Raw genomic sequence first — 21,823 nt, 5'->3', positions numbered from 1 at the left:
TTATTTTCTCATTGGGCGGTGTATACATGTAAATGTAATATCGTCCAATGGATCTTCATCTCCAATGAATGTTTCGAGTGAAGATTGGACCTTGCTAATGATCGTTTTTGCATGGAGCGAACCGTAGATCTCTATAAGAGATTCTATGCGATCTTCTCCATACTCTTCACCATGTATGTTCCGGGCTTCATTCAAACCATCCGTGTAGAAGAAAACAGAATCACCGGGTTTAAAATGAAATCTTTTGACTTCCATATTTTGATCTAAAAGCTTTGTTGAGGTCATCCCTAATGCAAAACCGTTTGATTTAAGCTTATAGATCACATCACGATCTTTGTTATAGTAAACAGGAATATTATGGCCGGCTCTTATATACTCAAAAAACTCTTCATCATTTGGGAAAAAGGCTACACAACCTGTGACAAAGGTCTTATCCCGGCTGTTACTTTTTATATAGTTGTTTAACTGAAGAAATAATTCTTTGGGTGTGGGTTTCTCTTTTTCAATGATCATACTAACCAAAGCCTGTAATCTAACCATGTAAAGAGCTGCGCTAAGGCCTTTTCCGGAAACGTCTGCAATGATGACGTAAGTGCCACCATCAGTCTCGATTACGTCTAGGTAATCTCCGCCTACTTCTTTGGCTGTGTGAGCAAATGAGTACACCTCAAGGTTTTTCTTGTTCAGAGAGGTGCCCGGGAGAAGGCTTAACTGAATTTCACGGGCCAGGTCAATTTCTTTTTGAACATCCGATTTTTCCAGCAGTTCAATAAGAAGCAACATGAACATGGAAAGAAATCCAAAAGGAAGAAGGAGGTCGCCTATAAAGAAGTAAGGTAAGAGACCAAAAAAGCTAAGAGCATAGTGGGCTATAAAACTGACCGAACCCAATCCGAAAATCAAACGCCTGGTGGGATTGAGGCGTTGCGTGAGGTCTGAGAATAAGCGAAGAAACTTGACGTGCCCCGGAAGTTGCTGCCCCTGTTGGCGTTCAATATCTTCAACTGCTTCCTTATAAACCAGTTTCAATCGTTCGGTATCTGCACTTAATTCTTTTGAAAACCGTTTCCGGCTCATACCGGATACATATTCCTTGTAGAATTTTTTGGTTCCGTATCCGGACTGTGCTTCGTTCTTTAAACCCAATGTTATCTGCTTATTTGCTTAGATTCTTTTACTTCTTCGTAATAATACACAAAAAGTTGAGTATTAATTACCAAGATTTATTCAAGTTCATAGGGTCTGATCTAAACAGCCTAACGATCCTCTCTTCTGATCAATTCAATGGTTGTAGAATCTGTGGGAACATTTCCCGGATCAACATTATCGTAAACAACCCAGGCATCTTTAAAGTATCTTTTTACGATATTTGAAAACTGAATGGCTTTATCCCTCTCGTGGAAATCACCAACGTGGACCCTATAGTAAGGTGTTTTAAAAAAGACATAAGTTTTTGGTTGGTAGCCTGCAATGGTAGTATCTGCCCAAGCCCTGAAATTACCGGCAGTTGTATCTGCCCCAACTACATCTTCACCGGAAAAGATCTGTATGCGGTAACCTTCGTAAATATTTTTCTCAACTTCGCGCTGAATCTTGGTTTGGTTAAAAACCTCAGGGATCTCGTTTTTTTTATTGGAATATGAGTCTGCGAGTGTGGTTCTCAATGTTTCCAATCTCAGCATCTCGAATTCTTCACTGGAGGAATAATTGCGTTCAATTTCATCCATTGCTTCTTCGACAGTCTGTTCAGTTGTTGAACATCCATATACTATCAGAACTAAAAGGGGAAATATTATGAGAGATCTTTTCATGTAATTCATTAAAATCCTATGGGGTGCCAGGTTGTTTTGACTTCCTGAAAATCAGTGACGAAGTACGGAGATTGCGCTTCCTTATTGTACCAATCCTTAACGTGGCGTTTAACGACTCTTTTAACATTAAGAGAAGCGTTCTCATCTATAAGTTGTTTCATTTCTTGCGGAAGTTCATCGGTGTAACATATAGCATTTACATCCATGTGAGAACTAAAATGTTCCGCTAATTCTTCACGGGATCCTGTAAGGATGTTAACCACGCCACCCGGTACGTCTGATGAATTCAGGACCTCTGCAAAACTGATAGCAGGCAGTGGGAATTCCTCAGAGGCCAGGAATACACCGGTGTTACCCCCAGCAATGATCGGAGCAATTACGGATACTAAACCATAGAGAGGACTCTTTTCAGGAGCAAAGGCGGCAACCACTCCGGTAGGTTCAAGCATGCTGAAGTTGAAGTGTGAGCTTGCTACAGGGTTGATCGATCCGAATACCTGTTGGTATTTATCGGTCCAGCCTGCATAATAAATAAGCCGGTCGATGGATGCATTTATATCGGCTTCTGCTTCGGCTGTCTTAAAACCTATAGGGCCAAGTTCCTTCATGAATTGATCTCGGCGGTCTTCCAGCATCTCTGCAATACGATAGAGTATTTGTCCCCGATTATAGGCATTTCTGCCACTCCATCCGGAAAATGCAGATCGGGCTATTTTTACAGCATCACGGAAATCCTTACGCGAACCCTGGCAGGCATTTGCTAACAGATTTCCATCCGTATCCAAAGCTTTATAGGTCCTGCCTGATTCACTGCGGGGGAAGTTTCCACCGATGTACATTTTATATGTTTTCTTTACGTCTATTCTATCTTCAGCCATGATCAATATTTGTTAATGGTGTATTGGTTAATCGGTTATTGGTAAATTTTTAAAGAGTATAGTCGCCAATAATTATTAACCATTAACTAATTTCTTGGTTTAACTTTTGATGTATGCTGCCAATCCATGCATGCCGCCTTCACGTCCCACGCCGCTTTCTTTATAACCGCCAAAGGGAGAGGTAGGATCAAATTTGTTGTAGGTATTCGCCCAAATAACACCTGAACGCATTTTACTGCCAACTTTGAAGATCTTGGAACCTTTATCTGTCCAGACGCCACTTGCGAGACCATAAGGGGTATTGTTGGCTTTATCAATACCCTCATCAGCCGTTCTGAATGTTTGAACTGTAAGTACCGGCCCAAATATTTCTTCCTGCACGACCCTGTTAGACTGGGATACGTTGGTAAATAGGGTTGGTCTTATGAAATAGCCGTTTTCAGGGATATTACATTCACACTGATATAGATCTGCACCTTCTTCCTCACCCAGTTCAAGATATTTATTAATAGTCTCAAATTGTTCTTTGGAATTAATGGCTCCTACATCGGTATTTTTGTCAAGTGGGTCGCCAACGATAAGTGTTTCCAGGCGATCCTTTAGTTTTTGAATGACCTGATCTGCGATACCTTCCTGTACCAACAGACGGGAACCGGCACAACAAACGTGGCCCTGATTGAAATAAATTGCATTAATAATGCCTTCAACAGCTTGATCGACCGGTGCATCTTCAAAAATGAGCATAGCACCTTTCCCGCCTAATTCAAGAGTGTACTTTTTATCGGTGCCGGCCAGTGAGCTTTGAATGAGTTTACCGACTTTGGTAGAGCCTGTGAATGCAATTTTATCCACATCTTTATGATTCACGATCTCAGCTCCGGTTTGTCCGGCCCCGGTTACAATATTGACAACTCCATCCGGCAAAGCACAATCCTTGATCAACTCGGCAAATTTTAGGGCCGTAAGAGAAGTTGTTTCTGCAGGTTTCAAAACAACGGTATTACCTGCTGCCAGGGCGGGGGCTATCTTCCAAGCCAGCATAAGCATGGGGAAGTTCCAGGGTATGATCTGACCGCAAACTCCGAGTGGCTCCGGTGTTTTACCGGGAAAGGCGTATTCAAGCTTATCGGCCCAGCCGGCATAATAAAAGAAATATGCGGCAACTAAAGGTATATCTACATCACGGGATTCGCGGATAGGTTTACCACCATCCATACTTTCAAGTACAGCAAATTCACGAGCTCTTTCCTGAATCATTCTTGCAATACGATAGATGTACTTGCCACGTTCTTTAGCCGATATACGAGACCATTCACCCTCAAAGGCCTTTCGAGCAGCTTTAACAGCTTTATCAACATCCTTTTGGGTAGCCTCAGCAAATTCAGTGATCACTTCTTCAGTGGCAGGATTAGTACTTTTAAAGTAACGGCCTTTAGATGGCTTAACAAAATTGCCGCCTATGAAAAGGTTGTACTGTTCTTTGATCTCGGCAAAGCCTGAATCCTGGGGTGCAGGATCATATTCCCAAACTGAGGCAAAATCCAGTTTTGAGTTTGGGGATGTTGGCTTGTATGGAACTTCTTTGGCTTCAGTGTTTGGCATGGCAATAGGATTCTAAAATTGAAAATCTTTTTAAAAGAGCTTAATCGTTGCTGAAGTAATTCAGAGACTGATAATGACCGGTCTCCTGTTTCAGGATCTGCATAAGGATGTCGTTGGTGAGTGAGCTAGCCCCAAACCGAAAATAATTCTTATCAAGCCAGGCCGCTCCGAGGGTCTCCTTTACTAATACCAGATACTGGATCGATTGTTTCGCAGTTCTGATGCCACCGGCCGGTTTCATTCCGATCATTTTATCGGTTTTATAATAGAAATCCCTGATAGCTTCCAGCATGACCAATGTAACAGGTTGAGTGGCGGCAGGACTAACTTTTCCAGTTGACGTTTTTATAAAATCAGCTCCGGCATGCATGGCCAGATCACTGGCTTTGCGAACGTTCTCTAAAGTTTGGAGTTCACCGGTTTCAAGTATCACTTTTAAATGGGCGTTACCACAAGCGTCCTTAACGGCAGCGATCTCATCAAATACCAAATTGAATTCTCCGTTCAAAAATGCACCGCGGCTGATGACCATATCGATCTCATCGGCTCCTTCACTCACCGCAAAACGTGTATCGTCTAGCCTGATTGATAGAGGAAATTGTCCACTTGGGAATGAAGTAGCCACGCTTGCTACTTTGATATCAGTATCTTTTAGCTCCTTTTTGGCAACACCAACCAATCGTGGATATACACAAACAGCAGCCACCGTTGGCAGATCAGGGATGGCAGGGTAAGGTTGTTTCGCTTTTTTACACAACTGACGCACTTTGCCCGGAGAGTCACTTCCCTCTAATGTGGTATGGTCGATCATACTCAGGGCAAGTTTGAGGGCCAGTACCTTTGAGTCTTTTTTGATACTGCGTGAGTTTAATCGGGCAACACGTTCTTTTACTCCGATCTCGTCAATAGGTATTGTCTGATTAAAATCAGGATACGTCATGGTGAAGTTTGGTTTCAGAATTAGTTCATATTTGAAGGTAAGAAAATAAAAACAAAAGCTGAGTCATTTGCTCCATTTACCGATGGATTTATTTTTGCTGGAATTGTAGTAACCATGGTTTTTTAGTTAATTAAAAAACTGGGTACACCTTAGGTTATTTAATCATACAATCACTTATTTGATACTAATTATATACCGGAGGATACAAATGGAAGGTTTAACAATAAACTGGTTAGCTGTCATAGCGGCTACACTTGTAGGTTTTGCAGTAGGTTTTATTTGGTACGGGCCTTTATTCGGAAAGAAATGGATGGAAGCTACAGGGCTGACTGAAAGTAAAATACAAAATGGTAATATAGTCAAGGTGTTTGGATTTACCCTTGTTTTTCAGTTCATAATGGCCTACTGCCTTGCGATGTTTTTTGGAAACCAAGTAAATTTACAAGAAGGAGCTTTTTATGGGTTTTTGGCAGGATTCGGTTGGGTGGCAATGGCTATAGGGGTAAATGGCCTCTACGAGCAAAAATCCTGGAACTATATCTTTATAAATGGTGGATTTTGGATCGTAGTTTATACCCTGATGGGATTGATACTCGGAGCTTGGAAATAGAACTTAATCAGAACTTTTTTATTATTTAAGATGAGCTTTGAGGATCATTTTGTCTTCTTCACCGGCAGATGTATTGTTTAAATCTGAATTTGCCTGCTGAATGGATTCCTGCTGTTCAGCATAAGTAGGGGGAGAAGTCTGAGGCATATGGGGTGTAACCAATAGAATAAAAGTAAGCACAAACGCACCGAAAGATAATACGATAAGATCATTCGGGTTTTTATCAAAATGCGCTTTGATGGCTGTACTTACCTTTTGCATGAATATAAAGGGTAAATTTTTCATATCAGGGATTTGATTGAATACAAAACTAAGTTAATAAACTCTAATATTAAAAAAAATTAATATTTACGGTATAACCTAATTTGTTTCTTATTAAGAGGGAGCAAAACCTGATTTGTTCCACAAATAATTGTAAAAAGATTTCAATTTGAACTTACTGCTCAGATAATAGATGTGAAGTGTGAAACTTTAGTGAAGAAAAATTAGATGCACATAAAGAAAGGGTTAACTAGGGTAAAAACAGGTTATGCTCTTTTCAAATCTTCTGGGACATCTTTTTCACGGAATATTTCACCCGCTTCAGCAAACCGATCAGCGAGACCGACCATTATAAGCCTGTCGCCGGGTTTGAGAGTAAATTCTCCGGCCGGGTTCCCGAAATGATTTTCTCCACGATGAACCGTTAGTACCGTAATCTGATACCGGTTCCGCAGCATCAATTCGCCCAGAGATTTACCCGCCGCGTAAGATCCCTCCCGTACAATAACGGCGCGGGTATGAAGACCTTCATCATCTAGTCCTTGAAGAACCATGAGGTGAGCCTCCTGAATACTGCCCCTCATGATCTGATAATCTTCTTTTCTAAGATCTCGGATGTGCTGTTCTATCTCCTCGTCAGATATCATGTAGGATTTCAATACATTTGAGTAGAGGCGAACGGTAGTTTCCATTTCTGCCGGAACTACCTGATGAGCACCTGCCTGCTTCAAAGGTTCAACTTCAGACATATAACGGGTCCTTGCGATGACCTGAATAGTAGGGTTAAGGTAGTTCGCCAGTTTTATGATACGTGGAGTCACCCTCGGGTCATTGATAACAACCACACAAAGTTTGGCCTTATATATAACTGCATGCTCAAGAATAGGTGTTCTGGATGCATCTCCGTAAATAGCATTTATGCCTTGTTCCCTCATTTCGTTGACTGATTCAGGATTCATCTCGATGACTACAAAGGGAATACCGGATTCAATTAAAACGTTAGCCAAATTTCTTCCTGCTGGCCCATATCCGATCAAAATTACGTGGTCCTCAAGATCGGTAGATTGAAGTTCCTCAGCTGACTCCTCTAGCTTTTCTCCGAACTTTTTAAGAGGAGTTTTTGAAAGTAATTCCCCAACATTTGGACTTAACTTCAGCATCAGGGGCGTTAAAAGCATCAGTAAAACGGAAACGGCAATAAAAGTCTGTGATCCAACTTCCCCAAAACCACCAGGCGTCAACCCGGCTACACGACCCGCACGTTCGAGCACAAAGGAGAATTCACCGATCTGTGCAAGCACCAATCCTGTTGCTGCAGCAACTCTTATAGGGTAGCCTAAAACAAGAATACTTGCTGAACTTATTAAAAATTTAAGAGCTAAAATGCCAAATGCAATACTAAGTAAAAGCAGTGGGTTATCGATAACAAACTGAAGATCAAGGAGCATACCTACTGAAACGAAGAATACCGCATTGAAAATGGTTTTAAGGGGAAGGATCTCACTGAGGGCATGTTCACTGTAGTGACTTTCACTTACCACAAGACCGGCAAGGAATGCGCCGAGTGCCAAACTCACTTCTGCCAGATTTGTAAGTGCGGCTGTACCAAAGCAGATGGCCATCACTGTGAGTAGAAAAAGCTCTTGTCTGCGGGTTTGTGCAACTTTTTCGAGGATCCATGGGACGATCTTACGGGCAGAAAATACTACCACAGCGATCAAGGCTATAGCCTTGCCTAAGACCCAGAAAACATCAGCTATTGAATCGCTTTGTCCTGAAAGTATAGGAACTAAAAGTACCATGGCAATAATAGCAAGATCCTGAAAGATCAGGACAGCCAGTGAAAGCCGGCCGACAGGAGTATCTGTTTTGCTCTGTTCGCTTAATAATCCAAGAATAATGGCCGTAGAGCTCAAGGCTACCAAGCATCCTGTATAAATAGCGATCTTATAATCAACCTGAAACAGTAGTAAGATGCCAACCACAGAAGCAATGGTAATTATAACCTGAAGTCCTCCTCCAACTAAAATGGCATTTCGAATTCGGGCTAATTTTTCGAGACTGAATTCAATTCCAATGGTGAATAGCAGTAAGATAATACCTATTTCAGCAAGCATATCAACAAGTTCTATATCCTGAACAAGTGCAAGGGCATTAGGGCCGATGATAACACCGGCAATCAGGAACCCAGCAATGGGCACCAATTTGATCTTATAACAAATGTATGCGATCAACACGCTGACGAGAAACAGCGCCACGATCTCGTTAAGAAACGGAAGGGTTACCGCAAATAGCATTTAGATGTAGTTTGTGGTTGATTTTCTTTTGGATGAAGATATCGAATAGTGTTTGTTTTAAGAAGAGAAATGTGCAGCTGTCAGCCGTCAGTCTTCAGCTTTCAGTTTTAGCCCTAGCGGATGCTTGAACTAGAACTGTAAACTAGAATAATTGCACTAACCCTAAATCTGAAAGCTGTTTACTGACGGTTATATGCTACTTCTTATACGAATCAAACCAGCCTATAATGTACCCGACCTTGCGGATCAGGTTGCTTGGTTTGCCGGCAATGCCATGCCCGGAGCCCTGAATACGAACCATTACGGCATCGATGTCCTGTATTTTTAGTGCTGCATAGTACTGCTCGGTTTCACTCATCGGAGTTCGGTAATCCTGTTCTCCGGTCAATAGCATAGTAGGGGTGGTTACATTTCCTACCAATGAAATAGGAGACCGTTCCAGGTACTGCTCCGGATCTTCCCATGGGCGTTTTGAGAACCAGTATTTGCTATAAAAAGCGGCACCGTCTGCCGTAAGGGCAAAACTGTACCAGTTGATAACCGGTTTGGCAACTACTGCAGCTGCAAATCGATCCGTCATACCGATCGACCATGCTGTGAGTACTCCGCCACCGCTGCCACCCGTGATGAATAAATTGTCTTCATCGATATAACCCTGATCGATAACGTAGTCGGTTGCATCCATCAGATCGTTGTAATCCTCACTTGGGTAGTTAAGGTTGATATATGAAGCGAATTCTTTACCATAGCTGGTACTTCCGCGTGGGTTCGTATAAACTATTACGTAACCGCGGCTTGCCATAAGCTGTAACTCCGGCGTGAACTGAGGTCCATAGCTTGAGTAGGGGCCACCGTGAATCTCAAGGATCATTGGATACTTTTTATCAGGATCAAAATCTGGAGGGGTGATGATCCAGCCCTGCACTTTGAAATCATCCACGGAAGAATCCACCCAGAATTCCTCAACTTCGCCCATCTTGTTTGCTTTTAAAAACTGTTCGTTCAAGCTGGTAAGAGTTTGAGGGGCCATTCGGTTTGGGAAATGAGCCACACCCAGTTCGGCCGGTTTTGTGGATGAACCTACTGAATAGGTGATTCTGCCATTACTTGCCACGGAATAGGACCCGCCACTGTACGGCCTGCCAATGGTTGCACCGCTAAGGCTTTCTACAACAGTTGAATAATCTCCATTCAATTTGATGTTTCCAACTTTACTGTCGCCTTCCTCAGTATATCCGAAAAAGACAGACCGGCTATCGGAAGCCCAGTTGATGGATGAAATATCTTGTTCTACATTATCAGAGATCTTTCTGATGTCAGAGCCATCACGGTTCATGATATACAGATCGGTAAGCTGATAGCCGACAAATTCATCCTTGAAACCTGTGTATGCTATCAGTTTGCCATCAGGAGAGATCTTAGGGTTATTATGGGGGCCTCTTTTATCCGTGATCTGTGTCATTTCACCGGTTTCAACATTCATTTCGTAGATCTGCTCATTGTTTGGATCCAACTCTGCGTTTCCAGTTCGATCGGTAGTAAAGAGGATATGTTCTCCATCCGGAGCCCAGGATGCTGAACCATAGTTATAGTCACCGCTGGTTAATTGTCGGGGAGAACCGCCTTCTGCTGAGATCACAAAAATGTGATTATAACCCTTCTCTACATAACCGCCACCGTCTCTTCTGTAAACTACGTCATCAATTACCTGTGCCGGCTGTTCCCATTCTGCACCTTCCGGAGGTGAAGGTAATTGTGCTATTTTTTGGGATGATTGAGCAGGTACAAACTTAGAAAAGAGTAACATACTTCCATCGGGAGACCATTTTAGATTACCGGGACTTTCAGTCAGATTTGTAAGAGAAGCTGAAACTCCCGAATCCATCCACCGCACAAAGATCTGATTGGATCCTTCCTCACTTGATGTATAAGCGATCCTGTCGCCACTTGGAGACCAGGCTACATTTCCATAACCGGATTTTCCGGAAGTCAAAGGTCTGTGATCCTGTCCGTTAAACCCTATAGTCCATAGGTTCACTATTCTGCGGTCCGTCATAACATCAAACTGATGTCTTTGATATACAATAGTGTTTCCATCAGGCGAGATCTCTGGATTTGCGACCATTTGGAGGTCGAATATATCCATATAGTCAAAGTAAGAGTCATCAACCTGTGCGTGCGTGAAGCTGAATCCGGTAAATAATATAACTGCAAATGTCAGAAGGAAGTATCGTTTTATAATCATGATGAGCAATTAAATTTCAATTTCTGGTATTATAACTTCAATTACGCAGTTCTGAAAGAATTCGGAACCGATCTTATTTAAAATTTTGTGAAAAGAAGATACAGTTTTCACAAGTACGTTTCGTCAGATGCCCCTTTAACCGGCCCAACGATCTCTTTCGTGACCCAACCGCCATAAAAATTACCGGGTTGAGGCTCAACGTGTTCACCATTCAGGTAACAAAAGAGTTTGGATGGATAAAATGAAAAGTAACTTTTGATATTATTATACTCTTTATTGGGCTGAGGATAGCACCAGGCTGCTTGTTCCGCTATTTTATCATCCACAACAACATTCCAGAATGTAGCCTCACCTTTCCATTCACAGCGGGTCAAACCCTGTGACTTTTTCAGGTAATCACTGTTTATATCGCCTTTTGGAACGTAAATGCTGGGAGGATGACCTGTTTCTTTGAGTTTCAGGGCACTAGTACTTCTGGCAATGATCTTGTTTTCGAATATAACCAGTACTTCCCGGGATTCTTTATCAACTGCCGGAGGTCTCGGGTAATCCCAAACGGATTCCTGTCCGTCCTTAGGTTCTTCTGCAAATTCCGGACGTTTTTGCCCATAATACTTCCAACCTGACCTGCTGGGATCTTCCCCATTAATCTTTGTACTCATTTACCCTTAATAAATTTAATGTTCATTTATTACCCATTACTAAACTGACCGTAATGTTACAATAAAAATATTACTCTATTGTAAATTTTCTAAATAGCAGTCTGATCCCCGTAAAATCACTTTAGTTGAGAAGGTATATAGAAAAATTCAGTATCGAAGCAAAGCTTACCCAAAGAAGGTAAGGGACCAAAAGCCATGCTGCCAGCGGTTTAAGGTCTTTGAAGCGGATCATAGTCAAAATGATCACTCCCAAAAGAAGAAGGATCTCTATAAAGGCGAGCAGAGGACTTTGAAAGCCAAAGAACAGATAGGACCAGATGCCATTGAGCATGAGTTGGATACCAAATACAGATAGTGCGTGTTTCACATCCCTGCGTTTCAAACCCAATTGCCAGATCATGGCTGCAGAAATTCCCATTAAAACGTAAAGAGTGGTCCAAACGGGGCCGAATAACCAATTGGGAGGATTGAAAGGTGGTTTATTGAGGGAAGCATACCATCCGGGAATGGCATCCAGTGTAACCGTACTTGCTGCTATACCAACGATATTACATAAAACGATGGCGATAACGATCTTTAGCCAATAGGGAAAACGGTCTGTATCCATAAAAAATCAGGGTAAAGTGAATGAATACAGAAAGGTACGTATTTAGTAGGAAAGCAGTAGCAGAAAGATCACAGACAGAAACAATAATGAAACTTTTATTCTCTGTTTGATCTCACTATTCGAGTGCTCCTGTTCAAGATAATCTTCTATAATTTGATCGCTTATCATAACAACGGTCTTTTTGGTTTATTACAAGAGACCTGATCAGTGAAAATGTTACAAATTTGTAATCTTGGATCTTGATGATTTTTGGGTTTTTGGGGTCAAAAAGACATTCTAATCATTAAGTAAGTCTTAATGATTGTAAGTTTTTTAAATTTTTTTTGTAAGGAATTCTTCTGAACTAACTCTTACATTGCAAACAAATAACAAAAAAACAGGATACGACATGAGTTCACTTAACAAAGCAATGATAATAGGGAATCTGGGTCAGGACCCGGAAGTACGTTACACACAATCGAACACAGCTGTGGCTACACTGAATATTGCCACGAGCGAGAGATACAAGGACAGTAACGGAGAATATCAGGAGAATACCGAATGGCACCGCGTAGTTGCGTGGGGCAGAACAGCCGAAATTTGTCAGCAGTATCTGACTAAAGGTTCAAAAGTATATATAGAGGGCCCGATCCAAACCCGCCAGTGGGAGGACAAGGATGGGCAGAAACGTTACACAACTGAGATTAAGGCTCTGCGTATGGTTATGCTAGACAGCAGAGGTGAAGGCGGTGGTGGCCAACAGACTGCTAATCGTCCGCAAAATCAAAATCAAGGTGGCGGTAAGCCAATGAACAGTAACGTTGAACTTGACAGCAATTTCGACGATATGGATGATGATCTTCCGTTCTAAAGCATCATTTCAATAAAAGTTTAAAAACGGTATGAGGTTTTCTTCATGCCGTTTTTTATTTATAGCTACCGTATGCATAAAGTTTTATATTTTATCATTCATCATTTTCTAGAATGCTAATTAACAAAGCCTTTTAATTGGATTTACAAGAAGACTCCTTTAGTTTGGTTCAGGATTCCGTGCTCACATTTCCCGTTGATGTGGCCATTCAGGGTATGGACCCGGTAGTACTTGGTATACAATTAGTTTTTTTATTTCTCGGGCTTGCCTTGTCAGCCATTTTTTCCGGATCTGAGGTAGCTTTGTTCTCTTTGGCCAATCGTATGGAAGAATTGGATGTGAGTGGCTCGTCGAAAGCTGACCAACGCATATTCAGGATGCTCGATAAGCCAAGGCGACTGCTCGCCACTATTCTAATTGGTAATACATTTGCCAATATCGTGGCCTCTGTTCTCGCTGCCGTAATTACCGGAGATATTGTTGAAGCCTTTGGATTATCGGAAGTTGGGGTATATACCGTTGAAGTTCTGGTGCTCACCTTTATGATCCTCATTTTGAGTGAGATCACTCCAAAGATCATTGCCATCAATAATCCACTGAAGGTATCACGAACGAACAGTGCATTCATCTACACTATTTTTATTTTACTGAAACCTTTTGCCAAGCTGATCGCTGACAGTACCATTAGCCTGGAACGCTACCTGCCAAAACCCGCCAGTAAAATGACCTCTGAGGACATCAGAACCATGGCAGAGGTAAGTGAGCAGGAGGGATCTATTCATGAAGACGAACGGGAGATCATTGAAAATGTGATCGGCTTCGGGGATATCATGGTACGGGAGATCATGACCTCGCGGGTAAATATTGTATCCGTTACTCTCAATGAGACCTTAAAGGAAGTACTGTCTAAGATCAGGGAAAACGGCCTGTCCAGAATGCCGCTAATCGACAACGATCTTGATAACATACAGGGAGTGCTTTATGCAAAGGATGTGCTTCCTTATCTGAATTCAGAAGAGGAAGAGCCCATCCTGAACTGGAAGACCGTTTCACGAAAAGCACTCTTCATACCGGCAACCAAGAAACTGGATGACCTACTCCGGGATTTTCAGCAGGAAAAAACGCACATTGCCATAGTGGTTGATGAGTATGGAGGAACCGAAGGTATCGTAACCATGGACGATATCCTTGAGGAAATCGTCGGCGATATCACGGATGATTCCGGAGAAGAAGAAAAACTCTTTACGCGCTTCAAAAGTGGGATCTATATCTTTGATGCCAAGATCGATCTGGATGACATGGAAGAGATCCTGAATTGCGACATCACGACTGATGATGATGAATATGAAACTCTGGGAGGATTGATCTATCACCTCACTGAAAGCCTGCCGATGGTAGGGGAGCGCATGAAATTTAAGAATATGGAGCTCACGGTTCACTCCGTTAAAAATAACCGGATCAAAAAAGTTAGAGTTAAGTTAGAGAACCCGGAAGAAGTAAATACACCCGCTGAATAATTATATGTCCGACACAACTGAGGTAAAAGAGCATTTCGATCTCACTGAATATAATACGATGGGGATAAGTGCCAAAAGCAGGTACTTCGCTTCCGTTACTTCAGCAAATGAACTAAGACAGCTGCTTCTGAAACCGGATTATAAACTGGTTCCTAAACTGGTGCTGGGCGGTGGCAGTAATATCCTCTTTGCCAATGATTTTGAAGGCTTGGTAATTCATTTGGATATAAAGGGCAGGGAAATGATCGAGAAGACAGATGATCATATTCTATGGAAGCTGGGGAGCGGTGAGGACTGGCATGAATCGGTGATTCGGGCGATCGACAAAGGCTGGGGTGGTATTGAAAATTTATCACTGATTCCCGGCTCGGTTGGTGCTGCTCCCATTCAGAATATCGGAGCCTATGGTGTGGAGCTGGAACAGGTGTTCCACTCCCTTGAGGCTCTGGACCTTGACACCGGTGTCCTTAAAACGTTTAAACATGCTGATTGTAAGTTTGGTTACAGGGACAGCATTTTTAAGAATGAGTTGAAGGGTAAATATGTGATCACCTCTGTGACTCTGAATCTTAAAAAAGATCATGAACTGAACACAGAGTACCGGGCTCTTTCTGAAAAGCTTGAGGAAAAAGGTATCACTGAACCAACGATTAAAGATATCAGTGACCTTGTTATCGAGATCCGGCGAAGTAAGCTGCCCGATCCGGCGGAGTTAGGAAATACAGGCAGCTTCTTTAAGAATCCCGTGATCACTGAAACTGAGTTTAAGCGTCTTAAAAAAGATCATCCTGAGGTTCCAAATTATCCGGATAAAGATGGAATAAAGATTCCTGCCGCCTGGCTGATCGATCAGTGTGGCTGGAAAGGGGAACGATTCGGAGACGCAGGAGTACACAAAATGCAGGCCCTTGTTTTGGTCAATTACGGAAATGCCACCGGAGCGGATATCATAGGACTGGCAGAAAAGATACGTGCATCGGTTCATGAGAAATTCAGTGTGGCACTCACACCTGAAGTAAATATTGTGTAATAGGTTACCAAAAGACTATTTTATAAGGTCTGTGAAATGAGAATTTAACCGACCAAAATTCAAATACGGGATATCATGAATATCAGAAAAAAGATTTTGACACTTATTGTAATCGGATCTGTAGGATTCGGAGGATGTGTTACTCTGGGACAAAATCCTGTTTCGGGAAATAAAAGGGTCTATGGTTACAGCTGGGAAGAAGAGGTACAGATCGGTAAACAAGCTGATTCTGAGATCATTTCCCAATACGGCCTGTACGATGACGAAGAGCTTAGTAATTACGTATCTGAGATCGGGCAGGAGCTTGTTGAAGTCAGTCATCTCAGAAGGGAGGATACCCCTGAGAAGTTCAAAAACACTGAATTCACGTTCAGAGTGCTGAACAGTCCTGTTGTGAATGCTTTTGCCTTACCGGGCGGTTATAATTATGTAACTCGTGGTTTACTCAGTCATTTAAATAATGAAGCACAACTGGCCATGGTTTTAGGTCACGAGATCGGTCACGTTGCTGCCAGGCATGCTTCCCAGAGAGCCGCTACCCAGCAGTTTGGACAGTTGGCTATAATTGGAGGCGCAATTTTAGGCGAATCGCTGGGTTATGACGGCGCCAATATTTTACAAATGAGCAGCCAAACCGCACAACTGTTATTCCTCAAATATAGTCGCGATGCTGAAAGAGAATCAGATGAACTTGGGGTTGAGTATTCGGCAATGAAAAATTATATGGCGGCAGAAGGAGCTGAATTTTTCACATCACTTGAAAGAATTTCCGAAAGTCAGGGAGGTGGAATTCCAACGCTTTTGTCAAGTCACCCCGATCCAGGTGAACGTGAAACTACTATCCCAAGATTAGCCCGGGAATGGGAAAGTAAAGGGTACGAACAAACCATTCTTGATAAGGAGGAATTCATGCAGATGCTCGAAGGCATTGTGTTTGGTGAGAATCCCCGGGAAGGCTTTGAGCGGGATGGCATGTTCTATCACCCTGATCTTGAATTTCAGTTCCCTGTTCCTGCCGATTTTCAACTGATCAATCAGACCACGGCCGTAGTCATGGTGAATGAGGCTCAGGATGCTATCATACAGTTCACCATTGACAGTCAGAATGAGACTCCGGAATCATCCGTAAGAACATTTTTGGGGCAGGAAGGTATTACCATCATTGAGCAACAAGGGTTTTCAACGAATTCCCTGAGTGGATATCAGGGAATCGCCACGGCTCAGGCTCAGGATGGAACAGAACTTAAACTTAAAGTGACAGCTGTGGGTTATGATGGAAATATATACCGGTTCCTGAGTTACACCACGAGTGCACAGTTTGATACTTACAGATCTGCCTTTGTTTCAGTCGAGAATGGATTTGATCAGCTATATGATCAGCAGATCCTTGGAATACAGCCGGTTAAGCTTACGTTGGTTACGGCTTCAAGAACGGCTCCATTCAGTTCATTTTTGCCTGATCCACTTCCTATGGACATTCAGCCACTTGATATTGCCATTATCAACCAAGTGGAACTGGATCAAACCATACAAGCCGGAACTATGCTTAAGATCCCGGTTCAGTAAAAGGGTTTAAGAACCACAAATCCGGGCTTAATCTGTTCATTTAAAATCCTATCTTTGGGCGAACTTTTAATCATCCAAAGTAAGATTACATGATCTCCCGTTATTCCCGCAAAGAAATGTCCGATCTGTGGACCGATGAAGCACAATTTCAAGCCTGGCTGGACGTAGAACTCGCCGCCTGCTGGGCCTGGGCCAAGCTCGGCAAGATCCCCATGGAGGATGTGGACAAACTCTACGAAAATGCGGGCTTTGATGTAGGACGGATCAAGGAGATCGAAGCCAAGACCCGCCATGATGTGGTTGCCTTTACAAGAGCCGTTTCCGAAACACTGGGCGATGAAAAGAAATGGGTGCACTACGGACTCACCTCTACCGATGTGGTGGATACCGCCTGGGGCGTGCGGCTCAAGAAAGCCAATGCCATCCTGCTCGAAGGACTTGAACGTATTGTGGATGTGCTTGCTGAAAAAGCCAATGCCCATAAGTACACGATCATGATGGGGCGCACCCACGGTATTCACGCTGAGCCAACAACTTTTGGATTGAAATGTGCTCTTTGGTATGCGGAGATGAACCGTAACCTGGAACGATTCAAACAAGCCGCAGCTGATGTGGAGTTCGGTAAACTGTCCGGATCGGTAGGCACCTTTGCCAACATCCCGCCGGAAGTGGAAGAATATACCTGCGAGAAATTAGGACTGAGTCCGGCGCCCATATCCACTCAAACCCTGCAGCGCGACCGTCACGCTTATTACCTCTCCACGCTGGCGCTGATCGGCTCCACCATGGAAAAGATGGCCGTGGAAGTACGCCACCTGCAGCGCAGTGAACTGAGGGAAGCCGAGGAAGCCTTCCGTAAAGGGCAGAAGGGATCCTCATCCATGCCGCATAAACGTAATCCCGTCAGTTCGGAAAACATCTCCGGTTGTGCCCGGGTGTTACGAGGGTATATGGTCACCGCCTATGAGAACATTCCGCTTTGGCATGAACGCGATATCTCACATTCCTCAGCCGAACGGATCATCCTGCCCGATGCCACCACTTTATTGGATTATATGCTGAACCGCTTTGCCGGGGTGATCGAAAATCTCGTGGTGTTTGAGGACAATATGGAAGCCAACATCTGGAAGACCCAGGGACTGGTCTTCTCCCAGCGCCTTCTCCATAAGCTCATTGACAAAGGCATGCCTCGCGAGCAGGCTTATGATACGGTACAGCCGCTGGCCATGAAGTCATGGGAAGAACAAACCCTCTTCAAACCCATCGTGGAAGCTGATGAAACTGTTACCGAAGCCTTGACACAGGAAGAGATCGATGAAGCCTTTGACCTCGACCACCACACCCGGAATGTGGATGTGATCTTTAAGAGAGTTGGGCTGGGGTAGTTTTGAGTTTTGAGTGATGAGTTTTGAGTTATCCTCGTTCCGAAGGCCCACCTTACACTCGTTCCGCCGCTTTGCTGCGGAACGTATAGTTGAGGCTCAGCCTGCAGCTTTGTCTCTTAAAACTCATTCCCACGTCCCCGTTGGGAATGTTACACCGGACCTCCCTTACATCTTTTCAGTCTTGAGCGTAGCGGAGACTGGAAAATATCAGCTCTGGAAGTCTCTGACTTCCAATACAGGCAACTTATTCAACTTAAATCAAAAATTGATTGCCACCCTCGACCACCACATCCGCAATGTGGATGTGATCTTCAAGCGTGTTGGGTTGGAATAGGTTAGTGATTAGTGATTAGTGTTTAGTTATTCTAAACAGTCTCGGTCTGACGGCTTAAAGTCCGTCTGACCGATCGTTAAATTCGAGTAATAAAGCCTTAGCCATCCATCAGACAGGTAATCCGTCAGATGGATTCCCCTTGCATCTTTTCAGTCTTTAGCGAAGCGGTGACTGAAAAGTTCATGCTAAGGAAGTCTTCGACTTCCATAACTGCTACTCTGTTTATATAGGCTAAATTCAGGTTTGAGGCAGAGCCTCGGAAGGGCATTCCGGAGCGGAGCACCGGAACGAGAACTTTTGACGGTATGATTAATCATTCATTATCATGTAAAAACCGCAATAATGAATGAAATATAATACAGTTATTTATTAGAACATTGTGTATATTTTGAATGGTAATTCATTCATTAATACAAATAAAGGTTGCTATGAGTGATAATTCATACACAGATTGGTACTCTATGAGTGATCAGGCGGTGATCAAACAGCTGGGGAAGTTTGTGAAGCATCACCGGCTGGAGCAGAATAAAACCCAGCAGAAATTGGCCAAAGAAGCGGGTATAAGTCGTTCTACCCTGAGCTTGCTGGAGCGGGGAGAGACGGTGACTCTTGGAACTTTTATTCAGATTTTAAGAGTGTTGGGGTTATTGGAACATCTGAATGCTTTTCAGGTCGAAGAAGTCATTAGTCCCATTGAACTGGCCAAAAAAGACCAACAAAAACGAAAGAGGGCTTCCGGAAGCAAACGATCGGAAACCCGGGAAAGTGACTGGTAATGATCACAACAGCTTTTGTAAATATTTGGGGGCGAACCGTAGGAGCGGTCGCCTGGGATCAGAGTCGTGGTCTGACCTCATTTGAATACGATCCTTCATTCAAAAATTCAGGGATCGATCTTGCTCCGCTTACCATGCCCGTTGATGCAGGGAGAAACATTTTCACCTTCCCCAACCTCAGAAAAAAAGAGAATCCAGATCTGGATGCGTTCAAAGGATTGCCCGGATTGCTGGCCGACTCCCTGCCCGACAACTACGGAAATCAGCTCATCAATGTGTGGCTGGCGCAGCAGGGGCGACCTCAGGACAGTATGAATCCCGTTGAGAAATTATGCTTCATCGGAAAGCGGGGGATGGGAGCGCTGGAATTCGAACCTGCCCAGCTACAGGGAAATAAGCAGACGTTCAACATTGAAGTGGAAAGCCTCGTGCAGCTGGCAAGCGAGATGCTGTCTAAGAAGGAAGATTTCTCCACCCAACTCGATAAGGAAGAGGGGCAAGGTATCCGGCAAATTTTAAGGATCGGTACCTCAGCGGGTGGGGCTCGTCCTAAGGCAGTAATTACTTACAATGAAAAAACAAGGGAGGTAAGATCGGGTCAAACCAAAGCCCCCGAAGGCTTTGATCACTGGCTCATAAAGCTGGATGGAGTCAGTGATGTGCAACTGGGTAAAACACAGGGCTACGGCCGGGTTGAAATGGCTTACTACCTGATGGGCAAAGATTGCGGAATCGAGATGATGCCATCCAGATTGCTGGAAGAAAACGGCCGGGCACACTTTATGACTAAACGATTTGACCGGGAAGGAGCTGAAACCAAGCATCACATTCAGACCTTATGCGCCATCAAGCATTTCGATTTCAATGACGTGCTTAGCTTTAGCTACGAACAGCTTTTCCAAACCATGAGGGAACTACGGCTGACCTATCCTGAAGCCGAGCAGATGTTCCGGCGTATGGTCTTTAACGTAGCAGCCCGCAACTGTGATGATCACACCAAGAACTTTTCCTTCCGACTGAAAGAAGGCGGAAAATGGGAACTTGCTCCGGCCTACGACCTTTGCCATGCCTACCGCCCGGGAAGTGAGTGGGTCAGTCAGCATTCCCTGAGCATAAACGGAAAGCGAAAAGAGATCACAAGAGAAGACCTGCTCACAGTAGCAAAATCCATGAACATCAAGAAAGCAGGGGTTATTATTGATCAGGTAAACGAGGTGGTTATGAACTGGGATCAATATGCAAACGAGGCGGGTGTGGATTCCAACCTCAGAGAAGTAATTGAGGAAACGTTGGTGAGATTGGACTAAATTACAAAACCCCTCGTTCCGCCGCTCCGCTGCGGAACGCCCCATTGAGGCTCCGCCTCAAACTCCAAACACCAAGTATGAGTAGAATAATCTAAAAATAATCTGTAAGGAATTGCTCCCAACCGGCTCTTACTATCTAAAAGCCAAAAATCATGGGACGAAGCCGATACAAATTTCACGAAGATCACTATCCATACTTCATCACAAGCTCAGTAGTGGGAGGGTTACCGATATTCATGGATCCACTCATAACAAAGATGGTTCTGGATGCTTTGAACTATTTGCAAAATGAAAGTAAAGTGACTCTTTATGGCTATGTGATCATGCCGAATCATATTCACCTAATAGTTGAGGACAAAGAGTTATCCAGGAAGCTAAGAGCCTTCAAATCCTTTACGGGCAGAGTGATCATAGATTATTTGATAGAGAAGAACAGAACTGAATTGGTGGCAGATTTCAAGTCTAAAAAGCTGAAGAATCATCGGGATAGCGAACACCAGGTTTGGCAGGAAGGACTTCATCCGAAACAAATATTCACGCATAAAATTCTGCAACAGAAGATGGAATATATTCACTTCAATCCTGTGAAGACAGGTTTTGTAGAGAACCCGGTTCATTGGAAGTATTCCTCTGCGATTGATTATAAGGGTGGGGAAGGAATTATCCCCGTGACTCTATTTCAGGGTTAATTTCCCCTTGTGCACACAACAATCTCGTCTGCCTCGTTCCGCCGCTCCGCTGCGGAATGTAAGATTGATGCTCCGCATCAATCTATGAATAAGGGATTTTAGGTTGACTAGTGTTTTTAAATTGAGTCGCTGAATGTAAATGAATTCGGTAGAATGAGGCAGAGCCTCGATAGGGCATTCCGGAGCGGAGCACCGGAATGAGGGCAAAATTGATCCCAGTACAGTGATGAAAAGTGAATTCGTAAAACACTGCTATTCAATAAGTTACGAACTTATAAAATAAAATTAATTTACAAAGTGTAACATATCATGGCCTTGTTTCTCTTTGTTATAGTGGAAAATACCACAAGCGGTGAAACGCTAATTGAGGACTGTTAGCCCTCAACCATTGGAAGGACAAAATAATGCAGTTTGCTGTAGTAGACTGCACTGTATTTATAAACATAAATTATTGAG

The 21,823-nt window shown here is 43.4% G+C and carries 20 protein-coding genes; 10 read left to right on the top strand and 10 right to left on the bottom strand.

Annotated elements, in window-relative coordinates:
• From ACKGJO_RS05585 to deoC, 5 genes are all read right to left on the bottom strand, one after another.
• Complete coding sequence (locus ACKGJO_RS05585) at positions 1–1,146, bottom strand: PP2C family protein-serine/threonine phosphatase (RefSeq protein ID WP_411322419.1); 1,146 nt, start codon at positions 1,144–1,146, stop codon at positions 1–3.
• Positions 1,147–1,256: 110 nt separating this feature from the next.
• Complete coding sequence (locus ACKGJO_RS05580; protein WP_411322418.1) at positions 1,257–1,811, bottom strand: SPOR domain-containing protein; 555 nt, start codon at positions 1,809–1,811, stop codon at positions 1,257–1,259.
• An 8-nt stretch (positions 1,812–1,819) separates the two neighbouring features.
• On the bottom strand, positions 1,820–2,689 hold the full coding sequence (locus ACKGJO_RS05575; RefSeq protein WP_411322417.1) for an aldehyde dehydrogenase family protein: 870 nt from the start codon (positions 2,687–2,689) through the stop codon (positions 1,820–1,822).
• Positions 2,690–2,788: 99 nt separating this feature from the next.
• On the bottom strand, positions 2,789–4,291 hold the full coding sequence (locus tag ACKGJO_RS05570) for an aldehyde dehydrogenase family protein (RefSeq protein ID WP_411322416.1): 1,503 nt from the start codon (positions 4,289–4,291) through the stop codon (positions 2,789–2,791).
• A gap of 40 nt (positions 4,292–4,331) precedes the next feature.
• On the bottom strand, positions 4,332–5,231 hold the full coding sequence (gene deoC / locus ACKGJO_RS05565; RefSeq protein WP_411322415.1) for a deoxyribose-phosphate aldolase: 900 nt from the start codon (positions 5,229–5,231) through the stop codon (positions 4,332–4,334).
• A 208-nt stretch (positions 5,232–5,439) separates the two neighbouring features.
• On the opposite strand from deoC, the gene ACKGJO_RS05560 reads away from it, so the two are divergent.
• On the top strand, positions 5,440–5,841 hold the full coding sequence (locus ACKGJO_RS05560) for a DUF1761 domain-containing protein (RefSeq protein WP_411322414.1): 402 nt from the start codon (positions 5,440–5,442) through the stop codon (positions 5,839–5,841).
• A gap of 21 nt (positions 5,842–5,862) precedes the next feature.
• On the opposite strand, the gene ACKGJO_RS05555 is transcribed toward ACKGJO_RS05560, so the two are convergent.
• The 5 genes from ACKGJO_RS05555 to ACKGJO_RS05535 all read right to left on the bottom strand — a co-directional run bounded on the left by ACKGJO_RS05555 (position 5,863) and on the right by ACKGJO_RS05535 (position 11,913).
• Positions 5,863–6,126 (bottom strand): hypothetical protein, encoded by a 264-nt coding sequence (locus ACKGJO_RS05555; RefSeq protein WP_411322413.1) that lies wholly within the window; start codon positions 6,124–6,126, stop codon positions 5,863–5,865.
• Positions 6,127–6,368: 242 nt separating this feature from the next.
• Entirely contained in the window at positions 6,369–8,399 is a 2,031-nt protein-coding gene (locus ACKGJO_RS05550; RefSeq protein WP_411322412.1) for a cation:proton antiporter domain-containing protein, read from the bottom strand.
• A 196-nt stretch (positions 8,400–8,595) separates the two neighbouring features.
• The gene (locus ACKGJO_RS05545; protein ID WP_411322411.1) at positions 8,596–10,644 is read right to left on the bottom strand and encodes a S9 family peptidase; all 2,049 of its coding nucleotides are present in this window, start codon (positions 10,642–10,644) and stop codon (positions 8,596–8,598) included.
• 107 nt (positions 10,645–10,751) lie between these two features.
• A complete protein-coding gene (locus ACKGJO_RS05540) occupies positions 10,752–11,306 on the bottom strand; it encodes a DUF427 domain-containing protein (RefSeq protein WP_411322410.1) in 555 nt (184 codons plus the stop codon).
• Positions 11,307–11,427: 121 nt separating this feature from the next.
• Positions 11,428–11,913 carry a TspO/MBR family protein gene (locus tag ACKGJO_RS05535; RefSeq protein WP_411322409.1) on the bottom strand — a complete coding sequence of 162 codons (486 nt, stop codon included), beginning with the start codon at positions 11,911–11,913 and terminating at the stop codon, positions 11,428–11,430.
• Between the two features lie 388 nt (positions 11,914–12,301).
• Here ACKGJO_RS05535 and ACKGJO_RS05530 point away from each other — a divergent pair, with 388 nt between their 5' ends.
• From ACKGJO_RS05530 to ACKGJO_RS05490, 9 genes are all read left to right on the top strand, one after another.
• Positions 12,302–12,763: a single-stranded DNA-binding protein gene (locus tag ACKGJO_RS05530; RefSeq protein ID WP_411322408.1), complete on the top strand. Its 462-nt coding sequence runs from the start codon at positions 12,302–12,304 to the stop codon at positions 12,761–12,763.
• A gap of 137 nt (positions 12,764–12,900) precedes the next feature.
• Positions 12,901–14,280 (top strand): hemolysin family protein, encoded by a 1,380-nt coding sequence (locus ACKGJO_RS05525; protein WP_411322407.1) that lies wholly within the window; start codon positions 12,901–12,903, stop codon positions 14,278–14,280.
• 4 nt (positions 14,281–14,284) lie between these two features.
• Positions 14,285–15,310 carry a UDP-N-acetylmuramate dehydrogenase gene (gene murB, locus ACKGJO_RS05520; protein WP_411322406.1) on the top strand — a complete coding sequence of 342 codons (1,026 nt, stop codon included), beginning with the start codon at positions 14,285–14,287 and terminating at the stop codon, positions 15,308–15,310.
• Between the two features lie 75 nt (positions 15,311–15,385).
• On the top strand, positions 15,386–16,876 hold the full coding sequence (locus ACKGJO_RS05515) for a M48 family metalloprotease (protein ID WP_411322405.1): 1,491 nt from the start codon (positions 15,386–15,388) through the stop codon (positions 16,874–16,876).
• Positions 16,877–16,965: 89 nt separating this feature from the next.
• A complete protein-coding gene (gene purB / locus ACKGJO_RS05510; protein WP_411322404.1) occupies positions 16,966–18,261 on the top strand; it encodes an adenylosuccinate lyase in 1,296 nt (431 codons plus the stop codon).
• Positions 18,262–18,370: 109 nt separating this feature from the next.
• Positions 18,371–18,595, top strand: coding sequence for a hypothetical protein (locus ACKGJO_RS05505; RefSeq protein ID WP_411322403.1), 225 nt, complete (start codon positions 18,371–18,373; stop codon positions 18,593–18,595).
• A gap of 428 nt (positions 18,596–19,023) precedes the next feature.
• Positions 19,024–19,371, top strand: coding sequence for a helix-turn-helix domain-containing protein (locus ACKGJO_RS05500; RefSeq protein ID WP_411322402.1), 348 nt, complete (start codon positions 19,024–19,026; stop codon positions 19,369–19,371).
• Positions 19,371–20,678, top strand: a complete 1,308-nt coding sequence (locus ACKGJO_RS05495; protein ID WP_411322401.1) for a type II toxin-antitoxin system HipA family toxin — start codon at positions 19,371–19,373, stop codon at positions 20,676–20,678. The genes ACKGJO_RS05500 and ACKGJO_RS05495 overlap by 1 nt, the downstream gene beginning before the upstream one ends.
• Positions 20,679–20,830: 152 nt before the next feature.
• Positions 20,831–21,367, top strand: a complete 537-nt coding sequence (locus ACKGJO_RS05490; protein WP_411322400.1) for an REP-associated tyrosine transposase — start codon at positions 20,831–20,833, stop codon at positions 21,365–21,367.
• The last annotated feature ends 456 nt before the right edge of the window (positions 21,368–21,823 follow it).

This window comes from Gracilimonas qinghaiensis (genome assembly GCF_046602855.1).
In the GTDB taxonomy this organism is placed as follows: Bacteria; Bacteroidota; Rhodothermia; order Balneolales; family Balneolaceae; genus Gracilimonas.
This window is presented reverse-complemented; position numbering and strand designations above follow the sequence as displayed.